The 17,022-nt window shown below is 48.2% G+C and carries 9 protein-coding genes and 1 pseudogene; 1 reads left to right on the top strand and 9 read right to left on the bottom strand.

The window, feature by feature from the left end; genetic code table 11:
• Positions 1-72: 72 nt before the first annotated feature.
• From ACORNT_RS10385 to ACORNT_RS10345, 9 genes are all read right to left on the bottom strand, one after another.
• Positions 73-1,254 (bottom strand): serine hydrolase, encoded by a 1,182-nt coding sequence (locus ACORNT_RS10385; protein ID WP_321390133.1) that lies wholly within the window; start codon positions 1,252-1,254, stop codon positions 73-75.
• 231 nt (positions 1,255-1,485) lie between these two features.
• Positions 1,486-3,258, bottom strand: a complete 1,773-nt coding sequence (locus ACORNT_RS10380) for an amidohydrolase (protein ID WP_321390130.1) — start codon at positions 3,256-3,258, stop codon at positions 1,486-1,488.
• Positions 3,221-4,390, bottom strand: coding sequence for a serine hydrolase (locus ACORNT_RS10375; protein ID WP_321390127.1), 1,170 nt, complete (start codon positions 4,388-4,390; stop codon positions 3,221-3,223). The genes ACORNT_RS10380 and ACORNT_RS10375 overlap by 38 nt, the downstream gene beginning before the upstream one ends.
• Positions 4,391-4,409: 19 nt before the next feature.
• Positions 4,410-6,680: a M28 family metallopeptidase gene (locus tag ACORNT_RS10370; RefSeq protein ID WP_321390124.1), complete on the bottom strand. Its 2,271-nt coding sequence runs from the start codon at positions 6,678-6,680 to the stop codon at positions 4,410-4,412.
• 263 nt (positions 6,681-6,943) lie between these two features.
• Positions 6,944-7,918, bottom strand: coding sequence for a LysR family transcriptional regulator (locus ACORNT_RS10365; RefSeq protein WP_321390121.1), 975 nt, complete (start codon positions 7,916-7,918; stop codon positions 6,944-6,946).
• A gap of 90 nt (positions 7,919-8,008) precedes the next feature.
• Positions 8,009-9,946 (bottom strand): acetate--CoA ligase, encoded by a 1,938-nt coding sequence (acs, locus tag ACORNT_RS10360; protein ID WP_321390118.1) that lies wholly within the window; start codon positions 9,944-9,946, stop codon positions 8,009-8,011.
• Positions 9,947-10,040: 94 nt separating this feature from the next.
• Positions 10,041-11,501 (bottom strand): Na+/H+ antiporter NhaC, encoded by a 1,461-nt coding sequence (gene nhaC / locus ACORNT_RS10355; protein WP_321390116.1) that lies wholly within the window; start codon positions 11,499-11,501, stop codon positions 10,041-10,043.
• 49 nt (positions 11,502-11,550) lie between these two features.
• Positions 11,551-14,079, bottom strand: a complete 2,529-nt coding sequence (locus ACORNT_RS10350; protein ID WP_321390113.1) for a CehA/McbA family metallohydrolase — start codon at positions 14,077-14,079, stop codon at positions 11,551-11,553.
• Between the two features lie 134 nt (positions 14,080-14,213).
• Positions 14,214-16,544 carry a TonB-dependent receptor gene (locus tag ACORNT_RS10345; RefSeq protein ID WP_321390110.1) on the bottom strand — a complete coding sequence of 777 codons (2,331 nt, stop codon included), beginning with the start codon at positions 16,542-16,544 and terminating at the stop codon, positions 14,214-14,216.
• Positions 16,545-16,797: 253 nt separating this feature from the next.
• Between ACORNT_RS10345 and ACORNT_RS10340 the strand changes: the two are divergent.
• Positions 16,798-16,950, top strand: a pseudogene (locus ACORNT_RS10340) (IS3 family transposase); the annotation flags it as partial.
• Between the last annotated feature and the right edge of the window lie 72 nt (positions 16,951-17,022).

Here is a 17,022-nt window from a genome sequence, read left to right as displayed (position 1 = left end):
ATGGCGCCCCCCGTCAGGTCGTTAATAGATGCTGCTAAATTCTTCATCATTCTTTCCCTATGAAATTTCCCGTTACTTACCGGCGCTAACATATTTTCTGATGAAGTCGTGAGTGGCTGGTTCTTTGCCCACCCAAGCCGCTTCGCTGGTACCCCTTGTAATCACCACGACTGACCGCATTTTAGGGATGATATAAATCATCTGGCCGCCCCAGCCCCAGGCAAAGGGAATTACATGACCACCGGCCCGCATGATCCACCAGTTGTAACCATACCCGTAATCATCATAAGGACGGTAATGGGTTTTCACAGACTCCCTGATCCAGCTGCCGGACACAAGCTGCCCGCCCGGGATGCGCCCGCCCTGCAGCGCTAAAAGACCGAACTTCGCCATTTCCCGCGGCGTCATATAAACATTGTACCCGCCGGAATAATACCCCTGCGGATCGCGCCCCCAGTGTTCGACTGTGATGCCAAGCGGATAAAACAGGTTTTCATGGGCAAATTCGCAAGTGCTCTGACCCGTTGTTTCGGAGATGATCGCTGACATCAGATGGGTCAGGCCCGTATTATAAAAATACTCCTTACCCGGTGCACGGACCATCGGCAGACTGAGAATTTCCCGGACCCAGTGATCCGTTTTCTCGATATCATATTCCGTGCCGGCAAGAGGGTCGTCTCTCCATTTCATGCCGGAAGACATGGTCAGCAAATGGCGCACCGTCAGCTTCTTTTTCCATTTTGAATCTTCCGGCGAGAAATATTCCGGTAAAATCTCAGACAGCTTCTGATCAACCCCCTTCACATATCCCTTGTCGATAGCTATACCAATCAACATTGACATCATACTCTTCGAAGCTGAATGAATATTGTTTGCGTCATTCCGGCTGCTGCCATTGAAATATTCTTCCAATACAATAGCCCCGTCCTTGATCACCAGAGCACTCAGGGCACGTTTTGTTTTCCCGAGCTCTTCGGCAGCCTCGCGCAGGGCCACCGGGTCCAGACCATGTTCAACCGGGGTGGAAAATACCCAGTCGCCTGTATCATCCCGGGGATCCTTATAGGTGGGGTTTTCTTCGTAGAATGTCTTTCCATGGAGCGGGCGCTGGTAAATTTTCTCACAATCCACCGTCAGATCCCCGCTGGCTTCAGATGCCCCTGCAGATCCCGCAGCAACAAACACCAAATGACCAATAAGCGCCGAAATTGCGATTGCCGGACACAGATTGCATGACATCCAATTCTTCATCATAAAGCTCCCTATTTCCTTATTTGTTTCCATGAGGAAAATCTATCGCGTAAAGTATGTAGAATCTCACTAACATTAGTCAATTTAATTATTGTTATCCTCATTATTAATAATATTTATATTGAGGGGGTAAGGGGGAGATAATCAGGCTTTTTCAAAGCCTACGACTCCCGTTACAGGACGGCACTCAATATTTCCTTACCCACAAGCACCTGTTTCCAAAAATACCCAATATCATTTTTCTCTTTGGAAAAGCACCTTGCCGCCAACAATCGTATATTCGACAACAGTATTCAAAATTTCACTATCCGGCACTTGAAGCAGATCCTGTGAAAACACGGTGAAATCTGCCAGTTTTCCCACTTCAATCGAACCTTTTATATCCTCTTCGAAACCTCCGAAAGCCGCATCCAGGGTATATGAACGCAGCGTTTCAAGCCGCGTCATCTTTTGCTCCGGTTCAAAACCACCGGGAGGATCACCGTCCAGGGTCTGACGGGTGACTGAACCATAAAATGAGATAATGGGATTGATCCCCACCACAGGCACATCGCTTCCATTCACAATCACAGCGCCTGTGCTCAGAAGCTTGCGGGCAACATAGGTGCCTTCCCTTATACGGTCCAAACCAAGCCTGTCGACCGCCCAGGGGCGCACATAGGGCGTAAAGTTTCCCTGCATGGATGCGATAACACCCAACTCGCCAAAGCGCGGTATATCTTTTTCATCCAGATGCTGGGCATGTTCGATACGAAAGCGTGCATCTCTTGCTTTTTCAGGGTTCTCCTGAAATACTCTTTCATAAATATTCAGCACTTCCCGATTGGTCCGATCACCTATGGCATGAGTGGCAACCTGGAAACCATACTTCAAAGCATCAGTAGAAATCTGGTACACTTCTTCCATCGGAACGGTCTCGTGACCGAAATGTCCGGGTCGATCGGCATATTCCTCAATCAACCATGCGCCACGTGACCCAATTGCACCGTCAGCATATATTTTTATACTGCGCACGGTCAGGAAATTATCGTTCAGGCCTATCGCCGGGCCCCGCTCGTACCACTCCTGTAAAAACGCATCCTCACTTGTCAAACTTTCAAGCATCAACCACAAACGTACTTTGAGTTTCCCCTCATTAAGATATTTTAACAGGATTCCAGTATTCTCTCTGTTGGCGCCAGCATATTGAAAGGTGGTAATCCCGTTTCTAAGGCTTTCATCCATTGCGGCATCAACTGCTCTACCCAGGGATTCTTCATTTGCTTCCGGTAATATACTACTGACAAGCACCATGGCGTTCTCGACCAGAATACCGGTCGGATTTCCGTGCTCATCTTTGATCACCTCACCATCGGCTTCATAAATTGTATCTCGAGAGATTCCCGCCAGTTCCATGGCTTTGAGATTGACCATCGCAGCATGTCCTGTCGTATGCAGCAGGAAGACCGGATTCTGAGAAGACACAGCACTCAAAGCTTCGTGAGTTTGAAATCCCTGCACTTCTGGTACAGGTTTTTTGTTCCAGTTACTCTGATGCCAGCCATACCCGATGATCCATTCTCCCGGGTCTGTTTTATCGACGGCTTCAGCAACCAAGGTCACCACTTCAGTGTAATTTCTGGCCCCACTCAGGTCCAATTTCGTCTTTGCCTGTCCCATTTCTATAAAATGGCCGTGCCCTTCGATAAATCCCGGGGTCATAGTTTTACCCTGCAGGTCGATCACCTCCGTTTGCTCACCGACCCAAGACACGGCTTCTTCATCACTTCCCACAAACACGATCCTGTCCCCCCTGACGGCAACCATACCTGCCTGAGGGTTATTTTCGTCCAGCGTATAAATCGTACCGTTCCTGAGTACGAGATCCGCTTTTTGCTCCGAACCACAGGAACTGAGAACAAAGGTTAAAGCCAAAATACAAAAAAGATGCGGGATTACTTTCATAAATTTATCCTTGTCTTTCATTTTCTTACTGACCGGCACTGACATATTTTCTAATGAAATCATGTGTCGCCGGTTCCCTGCCCACCAGGGCCGCATCACTGGTGTCTCGCGTAATTACCACCACAGAACGCATTTTGGGGATAATATATATCATCTGCCCGCCCCAGCCCCAGGCAAAGGGTATGACTTGGTCGCCAACCTTCATGATCCACCAGTTGTATCCATATCCATAGTCATCATATGGACGATAATAGGTCTGCATGGACTCCCTGACCCAGTGGCCAGGCACAAGCTGTCCGGAAGGAATACGACCGCCCTGCAACACCAGAAGACCGAACTTCGCCATTTCCCGCGGCGTCATATACAGGTTGTATCCACCGGAGTAATATTCCTGCGGGTCCCGGCCCCAGTGTTCCGCCGTGATACCAAGAGGATAAAACAGATTCTCATGGGCAAACTCACAGGTGCTCTGACCAGTGGTTTCGGAAATAATCGCCGACATCAGATGGGTCAGGCCCGTATTATAAGAATACTCCTTCCCCGGTGGACGAACCATTGGCTGATCGGAGATGGCTTTCACCCAGTTCGTTTTCGTTTGTATTTCCCATTCTGTATCATCTTCAGTCCATTTCATGCCCGAGGACATGGTCAACAGGTGACGCACTGTCAGTTTCTTTTTCCACCTGGAATCCGACGGGGAATAATAGCCCGGCAGAAGCTCGGAAAGTTTCTGGTCAACACTTTTTACATATCCCTTGTCTATGGCTATGCCCATCAAAACCGACATGATACTCTTGGACGCGGAATGAATGTTGTTGCTGTCATGGCGGCTACTGCCATTGAAGTATTCTTCCAGGACAATGGTGCCGTCCTTAATCACCAGAGCACTCAGAGCACGTTTCGTTTTCCCGAGTTCTTCCGCAGCCTCACTCAGGACGTCAGCCTTCAGGCCATGCTCCGACGGAGTGGAAAATACCCATGCCGCATTGTCGTCCCGGGTATCCTTGTAAGTGGGGTTTTCTTCATAAAAGGTTTGGCCATGGCCCGGACGCTGGTAAATTTTCTCGCAATCCACCGTCATATCAGCGGCAGCTTCCGATGCACTGGCCTGCACAGCCGGTATAATCATTACCTGGCCCATCACCCCTGCAATCGCCACAAGCCGACGCGCCCTGAACGCCACCCAATCCTTCATCTTAAAGCTCCCTATTTTCTTATTTCTCTCCATGAGGAATAGAAGTTGCCTTATTTCCAGAATTTAGCTCTACGCCCTTTTCAAGCTCAATGGTTATTGTCTGAAGAAGTTGGGTATTCTTTGCGATCATTTGCGCAACCATATCTGCCTGCGTGCGCGCCGTTTCCCAGTCTCCCTGCTCTGCCGCTTCTGTAATCCCGGGCAGGACCATGGCAGCATAGGTATAACGGGGTGCATAAAGAGTATGTTTGAACCATGGGCGACCCGGTATCCCATCTGGATTCAGCCAATTGAGTTCAACCTGCATCAACTTTTCGTTCACTGAGGAAATAAGCGAAGTGTCCAATTGCCTCTGATCGAGGGTATGAAGAACTTGACGATTGAGCTTTTGGGCTGCCTTTTGCATCTCTTGCAGTGTTTCCGCCAACACTACCAGATCAAGTTGCTCAGGCAGGGAATCAATAGATTTGATTTCGGTGAGGAATTTCTGTATCGAAACCGCATAGGCATCAAAATCAAAAGGTAAAATCTCAGAATTGGCCAATCGAAGCGCAATAGTTCCCCAAAGCTGGGTCATCAATCTGTGATATTCAAAGCCTGGATCACCGAATTTATTCATCCAATAGTGATTGTCATAAATCGAATGATAAACGCCGTAGGCGCCATCCAGGCTCATATCCACCACCGGTCGTCCGAGAAAATTCAAAAAAACCGTGTGATCAGATCCACTTCCTATACGGGTATTGACAAGGGCAGAGTCGGAAATTCCCCCATTCTTTGCATCCGGCAGGCTGCTTTTTGCGCTGCGCCAAGCTGTATCCTGTGCATTTTCTTTTGATCGGCGCCATGCCGTGTAAAGACTGTCCCCATTAGGGTCCGTTATATTTTTGGTCAGTTCAACAATCATTGGAGCAAGGGACCCAACCGCATCAACTCTCAAATTTGGGCCAGAGACGGCAGGGTCCACATTGATATAAGTAACAACCTTCTTTTTAAGTTCCTTAGCAAACTGTTCTCCCCATTCTGTTGAGCCGGTCAGAGTAAATTCTTCTCCGTCCCAGGAACAGAAAACAAGGCTTCTCTTTGGTCGCCACCCGTCTTTTTTCAACTGCCCAAAAGCGCGTGTCATCTCCAACATTGCGGCCGTTCCGCTAGTTGCATCAACACCGCCAAATCCCCAAGCGTCATGATGATTGCCCATCACCACCCATTCGTCCGGATATTCACTACCGTGTATGCGCCCTTCTACTACAAAATGCGGTTTTATTTGTTCCTTCATCTCCACGTCAATGTGAAGGAGAACCTCGGAACCGCCAAGACGGTATTCAAAGGGTAATCCACCTTGCCAGGATTCAGGCGCTTTCGGGCCACCGATTTTTTCTATAATAGGTTGAATATCCTTGTGTGACATGGGAACGGCGATTATTTTGGGAATCGAGGCTGCCTCTTCAATGGAAATTCTCTTGGCACCTGGCACTGACGACCAACCCGGCGTTAACGGATCACCCGGGACAATAAAATCATAAGCAATACTCCCCCGCTGTATATGGCTATCCGGCCCCCAAGGCCCTTCTGGAAAAACCTCGCCTTTTTTGTAACCGTCCTCCGCAGGATCGGAATAGACTATCATGGCAGCAGCACCCTCCCGCTCCGCCGTAAGGGCCTTAAATCCTCTATAACTGTAGGGACTGGAGTAACGGACAATGACAATCTTCCCGCGCGGATCAATGCCATTTTTACGTAATTCATCATAGTCAGCCGGATTGCCGCCGTTTGCATAAATCACAGGTGCAGTAACTTTTCCGGATGCCGAGAAAGCAGCCCATGCGCCCCTAATTGCCGGATGAGCTGTATCAGGGTCTTCCTGATAAGCTTCCTCCCTGAGGGAGGGCACATACCTGTATGGGGAAACCATTTCCACCTTGACATGAACCGGCTCTGAAATCAGGGCGTCATAACGACGAATAACAACTTCATCCAATCCGTTCGCCTTCCATATTTCTGCCATATGGTTGACGATTTCCATTGTCCGTTTCGATCCGGTAGGGTGAGGTTCCGCTGTAAAATAACGATGTGATTTGCGCAATTCTTCAGGATTGGGAAGATCATGAAACCGCCTTTCAAGCTCCAGTTGAAGCTTCCCGGTTTCTGTAGAATATCCCTTGATGGGAACGATCTCGGTTTCTGCTGAAACCGATGGAAGGATAAAATAGATCCCGCAAAAAATCACTCCTGCACCAGCGACAAAAAGATTCCTCGAAATATGATAAAATGCTGATTTCAAATACATCTTATAAAAACCTTCTCGCCCTGATTGTCATCTCGGCTGTTTTGGTTTGGGTAATATTCAACAGCAAAAGCTAAGGATCACGCATGTCATGCGTTCTGATTCTGGCTTAAATTATCACATGCGCCCGAATATCATTCAAATTAATATATATAATAATCTACATTATTAATATTTATATCAAAGCCCATCCCAAGGATTATGAGCAGCCCGTTTTTATTATTGCGGCCCATCAGACAGTTTGCATAAGGAGAAGGTGAATAACTCTAAGTCGTTATTTGCTTGGGATTTTGTGGAAGTTTTTTCTTTTCTTCGGTAAGTAACGCTATGCTATTAATCAGAAAATCCAGAAACAAGCTTTCTGCTCGAGAATAGCGACAACTAGGATTGGTGCATACATATACATCAACAGATGGTGTATCGCTATAGGGCGGAAGCTGCCATAATAGTCCCCGTTCAACATCCACCTCAACGGAATGGATAGGTAAAGGTCCGATCCCAATACCGGCAGTGATAAGTCGCCGCACTTCTTCCAGGTTTGGTGAGGTTCCGACTATTTTACCTGTCATCCTGTTCTGATTACGCATTAAAGCAACAGGCCACAGGGCATCATCCATCTGGTCTGTCTGAAAAGAGACAAAATTCTCTTTGCAAATATCTTTTACCGCAATATCATCTTGTCCAAAATAACGGTGTTCCTTGCCACAAAACAATCCAAAATATTCGGTAAAAAAATGCTGGTATTCCAGCTTCTCATGCTCCTGATATACTAAACAGATGCCCGCTGTCACCGTATTCATTAACAATGATTCCGCAATGTGAGCACTTTTGTCTACCTCGATCTGGTAGCGAACATTTGGATATTTGTCATGAAAATCCTTAAGCAACCGATCAAGAAAAGGAAAAACGACGTGGCTGGCAACCGCCAGTTTGATTACCCCCCTTATTTCCTCACTTGTATCCGAAAGAACTTCATTGATGCGGCTTATGCGGACCAATATTTCCTGGCTCTCTCGATAAAGCAAGCGACCTTCCGCAGTAACGTCAAATACTGTACCGCCTCGCCGAATAAGCTGATGACCCACCTGTTCTTCAAGCCGGCGCAAGGCGCTGCTTATAGCCGGTTGTGTTAAGTTCAACGCCGCTGCTGCGCGTGAAATTCCCTGGCATTGTACGATCACAGCGAATGTGCGCAGCAGATTCCAATCCAGATGAAATTTGGGTGGTGGAGTCTCGTTCATAGATAACCTGATTATTAATATTAGTTATAATTGTATCATTAAATATCAACATAATCAATAACAATTAAGTCACCATCAGGTTCCATGCTTTCAAGAGCCCATACGGTTCCTGATCAGATCGCTAACCACAGCGGGTTCCGCGAGCGTGGAAGTATCACCGAGACTGTCAAAATCATTTTCTGCAATCTTGCGCAAAATCCGTCGCATGATCTTGCCAGAACGGGTTTTCGGGAGCCCCGTCGCAAACTGGATAAAATCGGGTGTTGCAAGAGGGCCGATCTCACGCCGTACCCACTGCACCAATTCTATGCGAAGTTCTTCGCTCGGTTCAAGACCCTCCGGAGGTGTAACATAAGCATAGATGCCTTGTCCCTTGATTTCATGCGGAAAACCGACTACAGCCGCCTCGGAAACCCCTTCGTGAGCAACAAGCGCGGATTCTACTTCGGCTGTCCCGATCCGATGACCGGAGACATTAATGACATCATCTACACGGCCTGTAATCCAGTAATAACCATCTTCATCACGACGACACCCGTCTCCTGTAAAGTAGAGGCCCCGATAAGTGGAGAAATATGTCTGAATAAACCGTTCGTGGTCATTGTAAATCGACCGCATTTGACCCGGCCAGCTGTCTTTGATAACCAGGTTACCCTCGGCAGCCCCCTCAAGAATATTCCCATCAGAATCCACCAAGGCGGGTTGCACACCAAACATCGGACGTGACGCAGACCCAGGCTTAAGGTCCGTCGCCCCAGGCAAAGGTGAAATCATCACACCGCCTGTTTCCGTCTGCCACCAGGTATCCACAATGGGTGACCGTTCTTCTCCAACTACCCGATAATACCATAACCATGCTTCCGGGTTGATCGGCTCTCCTACTGACCCCAGAAGACGGATTGAAGACCGGTCGTATTTTTTTACCGGTTCATCTCCCAGGCGCATCAGGGCCCGAATGGCAGTCGGGGCCGTATAAAAGATATTTACACGATGTTTCTCACAAACCTGCCAGAAACGACTGGCATCGGGGTAAGTAGGCACGCCCTCGAAAACAAGTGTCGTAGCGCCATTTGCCAAAGGCCCGTAAACGATATAGCTATGGCCAGTAATCCAGCCTATATCTGCTGTACACCAGAACACTTCCTCTTTCCGGTAATCAAAAACATATTCATGGGTCATGGATGCCCAGACCATATAACCGCCCGTAGTATGCAAGACACCTTTAGGTTTGCCCGTCGATCCCGATGTATAAAGAATGAAAAGCGGATCTTCAGCATTCATCTCTTCTGGAGGACATTCAGGCGCAACTTTATCTGCTTCAAGATGATACCAGACATCACGCGTATCGTCCCAGTTCACCTCTGCCCCGGTACGACGAACCACGATAACTGAACTCACATCCGGACACTGCTCCAAGGCCTTGTCAACATTGGCCTTTAATGGCACTTTCCGCGCACCGCGCACCCCCTCATCTGCTGTGATAACCACATCAGAACCACAATCAATTATACGACCCGCCAGCGCCTCGGGCGAGAACCCGCCAAATACAACTGAATGCACAGCGCCAATTCGCGCACAGGCGAGCATGGCATATACAGCTTCCAAAATCATTGGCATGTAGATGGTGACCCTGTCACCTTTCTTGACACCCCGGACCTTAAGCAGGTTGGCAAAACGGCAAACCCGGTCATAGAGTTCACCATACGTGACCTGTTTGCTCGCGTCAGGTTCATCTCCCTCCCATATCAGCGCGACATCATTCTCACGCTGTGGCAGGTGCCGGTCTATGCAATTGACCGACGCATTGAGGGTGCCATCCTCAAACCATTTGATAGACACATCATTATCGAAGCTTGTGCTTTTAACAATGGAATAGGGTTTGATCCAGTCGAGGCGTTTTCCTTCTTCACCCCAGAAACTTTCCTGATCCGTTATGGAAAGGGCATATTTTTCCAGGTACTGTTCATTTGTACAGTTCGTTCTCTCGAGTGCATCCTGAGACACTTTAAAGATCAATTCATCATTCATTGAATTCTTCCCTCCCCGGCGTCTGTTCGGGACATCATGTGATTTCCGAAAATCCGGTTTTCCAGTTTCTGATCTGTTTCTGATCTGTTTCTGATTAGCCTTGAGTTTTCTCTTCTCTTCGAACAATCTTTATGCCGAGATAACCATACAGAATAGCGATCAGTGGTGTGAGAAGACCTAGAAAACAGAAAGGCAGATAGTCAAACGTTGCTACACCAAGTGTTGCCGCCATAAAGGCACCACAGGTATTCCATGGCACAAGCGGAGAGGTCAGCGTTGCTGAATCCTCAAGCGTACGAGACAAGGCTGATGGTGCAAGACCCAGACGCTCATATGTAGGCGCCAACATACGCCCGGGAACAACAATCGCAATATATTGGTCACTGGCTATGATATTTGTTCCAATACACACGGAAACCGTTGTCGCAATCAAAGAACCCACCCTTTTCATCGAGGCCATTGAGGCACCAATCAGGCGAGCGATCATGCCTGTGTGTTCAAGTACAGCGCCAAGGATCATTGCCGACAGTATCAGCCATACCGTTGTGAGCATGCTGCTCATGCCGCCTCGGCTCAGCAGCTCATCCACAGCCTCGTTCCCGGTAACAACTTTGAAGCCGGCAAAAAATGCCGTCCACATTGCCTTGACGCCAACATAATCGCCGCCACCAAGAAAAACGCCATATTGGCTCAGAGCATCGGTCTGAAACACGATTGCATATACAGCACCAAGAAGCGTTCCCAAAAGAAGTGTGGGTATCGGAGGCATTCGCAGTGCAGCAAGCCCCAAAACCACAAGCAAAGGGATCAACATGGGCCAGCCGGTATAAAAAATTGAATTGATGGCGTCGGTGGTTGCCGACAAATCCATATTTTCGGAAGATCCGGCCCCAAAACCCAAGGCAGCATAAAGAACCAAGGCAATCAAAATACCCGGCGCCGTGGTCCATACCATATTCCGAATATGATCAAAAAGGTCGGCCCGTGCGACTGCGGCCGTCAGATTTGTCGAATCCGACAGAGGCGACATCTTGTCACCGAAATAAGCACCCGAAATAATCGCACCAGCCGTGATGGCAGGGGAAAGGTCAAACGCCTGTGCCACGCCAATCAGAGCCACTCCTACTGTTCCTGCCGTAGTCCAGGAACTGCCTGTGCTAAGCGAAACAATCGCACAAATGATACAACTTGCGAGGTAAAAATAAGCTGGATCAAGAATCTCCAGGCCATAGACAATAAGCGTGGGCACTATTCCCCCTGCAATCCAGGTCCCAATCAGGGCTCCAACCACCAAAAGGATCAAAATCGCCCGAAGCGCCACGGTAATGCCGTCAATGATTGCAGTTTCAATTTCAACCCAGCTGTGCCCCAGATACACGGCGATTGCCGCTGCTAAACTTGCCGTCATCAACAATGCGATTTGAGTCGCACCTGACGAAGAATCCGATCCAAAGAAATAGACCGCCGCGGCTAAAAGTGTGATCAGAAAACATATGGGGACCAGAGCCGCCCACAATGGGGGTAACGGCAGCACGTTTCCTTCATTTTTATTCATAATTTATTCTATTCCAGACAAGATACATCAAATAAAGAGGAAGAAAGCTCTAACGTTCAAGGCTCATCTGCTCAAAAACCTTTCGGGCTCGTATAAGATATTCCAGCGTTTCGGTACGCTCCCATTCAGAATTATAATCCTGACGAGCAGACGCATCTTTCATGACCAGATCAATCCAATGCATGAAATATTTTGCATCCTCTGGTGCAAAGGGAGCTCCGTCAGGACTTTCCAGCCACACAGGGTTGGTTGTGCCGTAAGGATAAAGATCCTGCACATCAGAATGTGCATCCTTGCTGTTGGCCCGCAGCAGCAACCACCCACCATCCTCAATCTCGATCTCGCCATCAAAATCGGCACTGTGACCATCGTTTTTCACAGCAAGTGTTTTTATAACCTTGCCATTAAGCACCAGCTCCACATTTTGCACCGGAACCATTGATCTCATTGACGCCCTGACCCGGACCGACTGACCTCCCGACTTGAGTTTTACCGATCCACCGGGAGCCACTCCATTTATTTTCAACCCCAATAATGGTCCATTAGTTACAAAGCCCTTTCCGGACTTGATGGCTTCTTTAAGTGCCTCGGGTTCGCGACTGTCGCTTGCCAAATAGGCTCTGTTTAGACCGATTGGTCCCCTTAAAGAGGCAAGATTGCCCATTGTGTCCGTACCGGCGCCTGCCGACAGCCGGAAACCCAGGTTCAACAATCTGTACCAGACACCTGCCGTGGCAAAATGATCCGCAAACGAAACCACTTCCAGATAGTCTGTTTTCCCAAGAGCAACATCAACCGGAAGAGTGTGGGTTAATTTTTCAAAATTATCCAGATTATCGATCCCGATTTCAAAGGGGTGAACATACCCTACCAGGGCACCCTGCTCATGCGCCAGATCAGAAAATATGCCATTATGTGGATATGGTGAAGCCAGAGCGGTATGACGATAACTTGAAAAATCCGGTAACAATATCCGGTCCTGAAGGTGTAATACCCCTAGGTGGCCCCAATAACTAGTATGGGTTTCCTGAGCCTGAAACACGGTCACATTTCCCACCGTCCGGCCTTCCGAAGTGAATTCATTAATACTCGGAACTCGCTCTTCCTTGTTCACTATCAAATTATAAACAATATCAAGATCCTCGGCCTCGGCATCTGCAACCATCGAGTCAAAGTTCATGCGGTACTGGCCGCCATAATTCATATGATGATGGAAATCCGCGCTCAGAAACTTACCAAACTCAGAGGGTAACCGGACCGACTGAAGGGTAATGTTCTCAACGCGCCCACCCTTTTTCAGCCTAACAGTGCGATGATCTGGCATATGTTCCAACCCTTTGAAAGTCGAAATCTGGAGCTTTCCCAAAGGCGCCTCAATCGTGCATGTCTTGTCGCAAAAGAAATAATGGGTTTCATGATCTTGACGGTCCGGCATAAAATAATCATCTGCCATCATTCGGGCATCACGGGGGCCGTAATGCCTCCCATCTGACTTGCTGAGAATACTAACTCTGGCAGATACGGGGTTTCCCTCTTCATCTTCAACTTTCAGGACCATACTTTCCATATCATGTTTGTAATGCCGTTTGAGGGGTTTTATGTCAGTAACCTTACCCCCCACAGATTCCATCACATGCAGCGACAGGTTACCTGTTTCATTGCTGGTATAGACTATTTTCCTCGCATCCCACGACCACCGCGCATACTTCCGATCAAACTCGCCGAAAGTCAGCGGAAGGGGTGGCGCCCCATCAATAGTCGTCAGCCACAACTGATTCCATTGGCGGCCACGGTAGCTGCTGTAAAGTACGCGGTTGCCGTCCGGCGCAATTTCAGGGCGGGCATCCCAGGTTGTTTCCTCCGACAGAATCCGGGTCCGGTCATCAGGATTTTCGACTGATACAGACCAGATGTCTCCTGTTCCCCAGGCCACTTCAGGATTACTTACATAAATCAGCCGTGAACCGTCCGGTGACCAGCTCGGATTTATGGCGTGATCTAGTTCGCCGTAATAATAACGATCTATTTTGGACTCATGTCCCTCCACGATCGCCCGGATATTGGCGAGACCTTTTTCCGTTATATCCGCAACATAGAGATTAAAATTTCCATTCTTGAAACTTGAGACAAAGGCCAGCTTCAAACCATCGGGCGATACTCTGGGTTCGACAGTGACAGCACCAAAATCTGTAAGCCTGTTGACTTTGCCACTTTCAATTTCCAGGCTGTAAAGTTCCATTGCATCTTTTTGGCGACGGCTAAATACAACGAACTTGCCGTCCTTCGACCAGTCCGGCTGATAATCATATCCCTTGCCTGAAGTTAACTCATAGGCATTGGAGTCTCCAACTTTTTGCCGCCAGAGTGACCCGGCCATGCTATATATCACTTCATTCCCGTCCGGGGAGAAAGTGCCGGTCGCAGGACCGCTGGTCAGATGGGGAAGGTAAATGCCACGCCAGTAATAATTATGCGGGGCCTCAACATGACTGAATACCGGTTGGCGTACTTTCTGCGCAAAGGAAAAATTCAGCGGCACACAAATCAATAAAAAAAGTCCCACAAATGATTTCAACATGGCAATTCTCCAACACACAAAAGCTTCCAAGTAAGCATCCTGTGGCCACATGCGTCTCATGCAGCCATAAGCCCCCAAAAGAGAACCCTGTAGCCAAACTATACTTGGCTACAGGGTCATGGCAACCGGTCGGACTAACCTCCGAAGCGGTAATTTACAGTAAAGCCAAAGGATCTTGGCGGAACTACATCAAATTGCAGTTGCGGGAAGGGATATCCAGCCCCTGTTCCGCCACCATAATAAAGGTCATTCAACAGATTGTCGGCATAAGCTGAAATTCCCCAGCCATCATTGGAATAATACCCAATGCGCGCTGATACTCGGGCACGACCACCATATGAGTTAGTGTCCTCATTTGCCAAGCCACCATAGATCTGACTCTGGTAACGGAAGTCAGCGCTGGCAGAAACCTCACCACTTTCAAGCGGATGATTATAAACAATGAGACCGGTCATAACAAACTTGGGCTGCTGGGAAAGGCGATTACCCTCACAGTCACAAATCACATCCGGAATCTCGGTCACCTTGGTGTTCATTAACGATGCACCAACCTGAACATGCAGTTTCTCTGTTGCCTGGGCCTTGACCATGCCTTCAATGCCGTAACCTTTCACGCGACCGACATTTTCAATAACTACATTAAACAGGTCTGTGTCCCAGTATTTGAGCTGCATATCCTTGTATTGATAATAGAAGGCATTTACATCGAACTGCACCCTGCCGTCCGCCATGTCACCCTTGAGGCCAATTTCGTAACTCCAGACCGATTCAGGTTCAAATGCCAATGGTTTAGTGCCCTCGGGAACAGATCCATCCGCATTCAACACACAGTAAATTCCCCAAGGACAAGGATCCAAACCGAGCGATTCAGGCGATGGTAAATCCATACTGAAACTGCTGAAGCCACCCGCTTTATAACCTCGTGTGACACTGCCCCACAAAGTCAGATCATCTGATAAAGTGTAGCGCAAGGCAACACGTGGCGCGAAATCATCCCAGGATTTTTTGTCATTGACCATGCCATCGCTAAAGTACCCCAAAGCCAGGAATGGTCCGATCTCACTCTCCACCGGACGAGCGCCAATACTGAAGTCTTTTTCGTCATAACTGTAACGTACCCCGGCATCTATCTCGAGCTTTTCAGTCAACGCGTATGTCGCGTTGGCAGAAACGCCTATACCCCGGTAAGTTCCTTCGATATCGACGAGTTCAAGCAATCCATCCGGATGATAGTTAAATGTCCCATAGGTGTCGACACAATCCAGACCGTAATAAGCAAGACAAACCGTATCTTCATTGGACTGGTTGCCCATTCCGGCCTTAATTTTTTCAACATAACCCGAGACACCAACCAGCCAGGTCAGCTTTCCGTCAGTATTTGAGGCAACCCGAATATCCTGGGAGAAGTTTTCAACTTCCTGATTCTGCAACCAGTGGTAAAACTCATCACTGGACCCATCATCATCTTCGGAATAATCCCAGTCATGCCAACGATATCCCGTAACGGAAGAAATAATGACATCTCCCAGATCCCAGTCAACAAGACCCGTCAGCGTAAAAATGCGCGCGTCATCATGTCCGGGGAAATCCGTACTTACTTCACGACCGCCTTCGGTCTCGGAAAAACCGAGGTCTGTAAGAACATTATCAAGGTCGGTACTGCGGTAAACTACACCGTCTCCATTCCGACGCTCATATTCCGCAATCACTCTGCCTTCTACAGACTCGCCCTCGTAACCTATAGAAAAACGCGCAGAGCGACTTCTATATTTACCCAGTTTGCGTCCGTCCGGATCAGCAACATTCGTGATATAACCGTCTTCCGAAACGGAATATGCGGCAGCACGCGCGGCCCAGCCTTCAGCGAGCGGCACATTCAGCATCGCTTCCACTTCATGCAGATTACGTTCACCCAAGGTGATCTGGCCAAATGCTTCAATACCTTCCGGGTTGGGTTTGTTTGTGATTGTATTGATCGCACCGGAAATGGTATTCCGGCCATAAAGGAACCCTTGAGGTCCACGCAGGGCCTCGGACCGTTCCATATCATAGAAGTTGGTGACCGCTGCACCGGTACGGCCCTGATAAACACCGTCCTTGAAAACACCAACAGAGGTATCACCGCCAACACCAAAGTCATTGGTTCTGATGCCACGTACAGAAATCGTATTAAGCCAGGAACCACCTGTACCACCACCCGCAAAACCAGGTGTCAGATCAAGAACATCCCACATATCCTCCATATCCGCCGCACGCATAAATTCAGCGTCATAGGCCGACATGGCAATCGGTACATCCTTGATGGACTGCTTCCTGAACTGAGCCGTTACAACCACTTCTTCAAGCTCAAGAACTTCATTTTCCGCTTCCTGTGCAAGGCCCGTTTCTGCCACAAGACAACAGGTCAAAAGAATGCCTGCGAGACCACTTGTAGTCAGTAATTTACTTTTACAATGAGATGTCATTACGTCTCCTCCGCTTATTTTTCACAACTTAACCCTTTACCAACTTCAAAAAGGTTATTTTAGGCCTTATGCATTTAAGGCGTTTTAGTGTGGCTTCAGATTCCGATATTTGTCAAATTAATGTTAATAATATAGAATATTATTTTAATTTATATAATGAAGAGTATTGATTATCAAAGCTTCAACAACTTGTTTTTCTTGACTATCCAGAAACAGGATAACGGTAGCATCATTAAGAAGTAGCAAAGGGTTGTGGCGGTCATTTGAAGCTGTCGAGTTCGCCACCCTCGAATGGATCGACTGGTTTAATCATAGGCGGCGGCTGGAGCCCATCGGCAATATTCCACCTGCCGAGGCCGAGAAAAATTACTACATCATGCTGGACGAAAAGAACAGAGCAGCTTAACTTAAACAAATTCGCCTCCGGCAATACTGGGGCGGTTCCTCCCCCCCCCCTTTGAGTAACTCTTCATATTTT

This window comes from Emcibacter sp. (assembly GCF_963675455.1).
GTDB lineage: Bacteria > Pseudomonadota > Alphaproteobacteria > Sphingomonadales > Emcibacteraceae > Emcibacter.
The sequence above is the reverse complement of the archived record's forward strand: the minus strand, read 5'-3'. Positions and strand labels throughout refer to the sequence as shown.